Below are 4055 nucleotides of genomic sequence, written 5' to 3'. Positions count from 1 at the left end.
CGAATTAACCAATTTCCTGCGTGATTAATATCATTTACCACATTTATCTCATCCATTATTATCTCTGTGTATTTTTCTCAGAAATTTTTTTAAAATTTTTGATTATAATTAAACAAAATAAATAAAAATTTATTTTATAAATTTTTTAGTAAAATCTCATTTCGGAGAATATTTTTTCTTATTCCCCGGAACACAAAAATTTTTTATAAAAATGTTTTATAATAAATTAAAAGCATTTAATTCCTTAAACGATTGTTCTAATCTAATTGACATTGATTCTTGAGATGCTCTTATCCATGATCTTGGATCATAATATTTTTTGTTAGGTTGATTTTTATCAGTTTTGTTTCCTAATTGATTTTGTAAAAATTCTTTATTTTTTTTATAAAAATTTAATACACCATACCATGTTGCCCATTGCATATCAGTATCAATATTCATTTTAACTACTCCATATTCAATAGATTCTTTTATTTCTTTTAAAGTTGATCCTGATCCTCCATGAAAAACTAAGTTTAATGGATTGTTTTTTAAATTATGTTTAATACTGACATATTCTTGCGAATGTTTTAAAATATTTGGTTTAAGATCAACATTACCAATTTGGTAAACACCATGAACATTACCAAATGAAGCAGCAATAGTAAAATTTTTGCTAATTTTATGTAGTTTTTCATAAGCATAATTAACATCTTTGGGTTTTGTGTAAAGTAATCTTTTTTCTACTGTAGTATTATTTACACCGTCTTCTTCTCCTCCTGTATATCCTAATTCTATTTCTAACATCATATTTATTTTTTTTATTTTTTTTAAATATTCACTGCATATAGATATATTTTCTTTTAAGTCTTCTTTAGATAAATCTATCATATGAGATGTAAAAAGAGGCTTATTATGATTTTTATAATAATGTTCACCTATTTTTAATAATCCATCAATCCATGATAGAATTTCTTTTGAGCAATGATCTGTATGAAGTATTACTGGAATTTTATAATATTTTGCCATTAAATGTACATGTTTAGCTCCAGATATAGCTCCTTGAATTGCTTGTTCCTGATTAATTGGAAATCTCTTTTTATAACCTGCGATAAAAGAAGCACCTCCATGAGAAAATTGAATAATAACTGGTGCTCGAACTCTAGCAGCTGTTTCTAAAACAGTATTTATAGAATCTGTTCCTATACAATTTACAGCAGGTATTGCAAATTTTTTCTTTTTAGCTAATTCAAATATTATTCGTGCTTCGTCTCCACTAACAACACCAGGACTTACTATGTTTAAAATGTTCAATTTGTTTCCTATTTTATAATGTTTTTTAAATTACTTGATTTATATTGTTTATAATTTTCTTTTAAAATACTTATTGCAGGTAAGTTTTTTCCTTCTATAAATTCTAAAAATGCACCTCCTCCAGTTGAAATATAAGATATACTATTTTTAATGTTAAACATGTCAATAACAGATAATGTATCACCTCCTCCTGCAATAGAAAATGCATCACTATTTGCAATAGTTTTTGCAATTGCTTCTGTTCCTTTACAAAAGTTTGGAAATTCAAAAACTCCAACAGGACCATTCCAAATAATAGTTTGAGATTTTTTAAGTATATCGATAATTTTTTTAATAGTTTTATCTCCAAAATCCATAATTTCTTCATCTTTATTAATATCATGAGGTAGTTTTATTATGGATTTTTCAGATTTACAAAAATTTTTTCCTACACGAGAGTCAATCGGTATAATAATATTATATTTATCACGTAATTTTTTAGCTTCTAGTATAAAGTTTGGTTCATATAATGATTTTCCAATTTTATTATCAATCGCTAAGAAAGTGTTTGCTATTCCACCACCAACTATTACAGTATCTGCAATTTTACACAATTTTTGTAATACATCAAATTTTGTTGATACTTTTGCTCCTCCTATTACAGCTACCATAGGTCGTTTGGGTTTTTCTAATGATTTTTTTAAAAAATTTATTTCATTTATTAAAAGAGGTCCAGCACATGCAATTTTTGCAAATTTTCCAATTCCATGAGTAGATGATTGCATTCTGTGTGCACTTCCAAACGCATCCATTACAAATATGTCACAAAGATCAGAATATTTTTTAGAAAGTGTATTATCGTTATTTAGTTCTCCTATATTAAAACGAACATTTTCTAAAATAACAACTTCTTTTGGATTGAGTTTAATCCCGTGAAGATAGTTTCTAGAAAAATACACTTTGGTGTAATTTAATTTTTTTTTTAAATATTCAAATACGGGGAACAAAGAATATTTTTTTTCATAAATTCCTTCTTTTGGTCTACCTAAATGAGATAAAATAATGATTTTAGCATTTTTCTCAATTGCCATTTCAATAGTAGGAAGCGCTGCTAGTATTCTAGCTTTAGATTGAATAATTCCATCTTTTATAGGAACGTTTAAATCACTTCTTATTAGCAATGTTTTATTATTTATGTCTAATTCAGTCATTTTGATGATTTTCATAACATCTTTCCTTTAATTTTGATAATTTTATCTATTGTATTATTTTAACTTATTATCTTTTTAATAACAGTTTATTAAGAAAATAAAGTTGTTTGTATTTAAAAGCTATTAAAAAAATTATATAATAATATTTTTTTCATAATGCATGTTAAATATTATATTAATTTTTAAACCAAACACTAATTCCATCAAGAAACATTTGAGTAGAAAGCATAATTAAAACTAAACCCATAAGACGTTCTAAAGCATTTACACCTTTAGAACCAAATAATTTTAGAAATAAACCAGACAGCAATAATATTATCATTGTAAGAAACCATGCAACTAATAAGGAACCTACTAAATAAAAAATATGATGTAAATATTGATGTGATAATAGCATTAATGTTGCTAATAAAGAGGGTCCTGCAACTAGTGGTATTGCTAATGGAACTAAAAAAGGCTCTTCGTTTGATGAAGAAAGATTAGTCTCTTCTTCAGATGGAAAAATCATTTTAATAGCAATTAAAAACAGTATGATACCTCCAGATATTGAAACGGTTTCAGTTTTTAAATTTAAAATAATAAGTATTTTTTCGCCAACAAATAAAAATAGTAACATGACAACTAATGCTATAATCATTTCGCGTATGACTACAATTCTTCTTCTTTTTTCTTCTAAATGTTTTAATATAGTCATAAATATTGGTAGATTCCCTAAAGGATCCATAATTAGAATTAGTAATATGGTTGTAGAAATTATTTCATTCATTTTAATTGTTTATACCTTTTAAAAATTAAAAAATTTTTTATATATTTTAAAATATTATTAAAAATTAATTATATGTAAGTTTTATTGCTAAATATAAAACTATAATTTTATAGTATATTTAAAATAAAAATATAATTTTCTATTTCTATATTTATAAAAATATATATTTTTCTTTAATCATTATTTTTTGGAGGCGGAGTTAAATTTTAATTTAACTAAATTATTCATCATATTTTATGAAAAATTATTGTTAATCGAAATGACCCGTATATTTGTTAATGATCAAGTCTGTTGGTTTAGTAGGTTGGAGAGGAATGGTTGGATCAGTTTTAATTAATAGAATGAAAGAAGAAGATGATTTTTCAAAAATTCATTCTTTCTTTTTTTCGACATCTCAATTTGGACAAGAGAGTCCTTTGATAAAGAATGTATCAAACAAAACTTTAAAAAATGCTTATGATATTCAGTCATTAAAAGAAATGGATATTATTATTACATGTCAAGGAAGTATTTATACCGAAAACGTTTATCCAAAGTTGCGAAAAAATGGTTGGACTGGTTATTGGATAGATGCAGCGTCTACTTTACGAATGAAACATGATTCTATAATTATATTAGATCCAGTAAATTCTAATCTTATATATAATTCTATACATAAAGGAATCAAAACTTTTGTAGGAGGAAATTGTACTGTTAGTTTAATGTTAATGGCTTTAGGTGGTCTTTTTCAAAGAGAACTAATCGAATGGGTTTCGTCTTCTACTTATCAAGCAGCATCTGGTGCAGGTGCTAATCATGTAATAGAA

4 protein-coding genes are annotated in these 4055 nt (G+C 25.1%); 1 reads left to right on the top strand and 3 read right to left on the bottom strand.

The genetic code is table 11. From position 1 onward, the window contains the following. Positions 1–216 precede the first annotated feature (216 nt). The 3 genes from fbaA to D9V70_RS02315 all read right to left on the bottom strand — a co-directional run bounded on the left by fbaA (position 217) and on the right by D9V70_RS02315 (position 3249). Positions 217–1293 carry a class II fructose-bisphosphate aldolase gene (fbaA, locus tag D9V70_RS02325; RefSeq protein ID WP_158356133.1) on the bottom strand — a complete coding sequence of 359 codons (1077 nt, stop codon included), beginning with the start codon at positions 1291–1293 and terminating at the stop codon, positions 217–219. A gap of 8 nt (positions 1294–1301) precedes the next feature. Continuing rightward, positions 1302–2498, bottom strand: a complete 1197-nt coding sequence (locus D9V70_RS02320) for a phosphoglycerate kinase (protein ID WP_158356132.1) — start codon at positions 2496–2498, stop codon at positions 1302–1304. Between the two features lie 160 nt (positions 2499–2658). Beyond that, positions 2659–3249 carry a YhgN family NAAT transporter gene (locus tag D9V70_RS02315; protein WP_158356131.1) on the bottom strand — a complete coding sequence of 197 codons (591 nt, stop codon included), beginning with the start codon at positions 3247–3249 and terminating at the stop codon, positions 2659–2661. Positions 3250–3527: 278 nt separating this feature from the next. Here D9V70_RS02315 and D9V70_RS03310 point away from each other — a divergent pair. Further along, on the top strand, positions 3528–4055 hold a 528-nt coding region (locus D9V70_RS03310; protein WP_253254798.1), incomplete at its 3' end, for an aspartate-semialdehyde dehydrogenase.

It is taken from the genome of Buchnera aphidicola (Lipaphis pseudobrassicae) (assembly GCF_005081185.1).
GTDB lineage: Bacteria > Pseudomonadota > Gammaproteobacteria > Enterobacterales > Enterobacteriaceae > Buchnera > Buchnera aphidicola_AD.
Note: the sequence above shows the minus strand (reverse complement) of the source record. Positions and strands in the feature narration are given on the sequence as shown.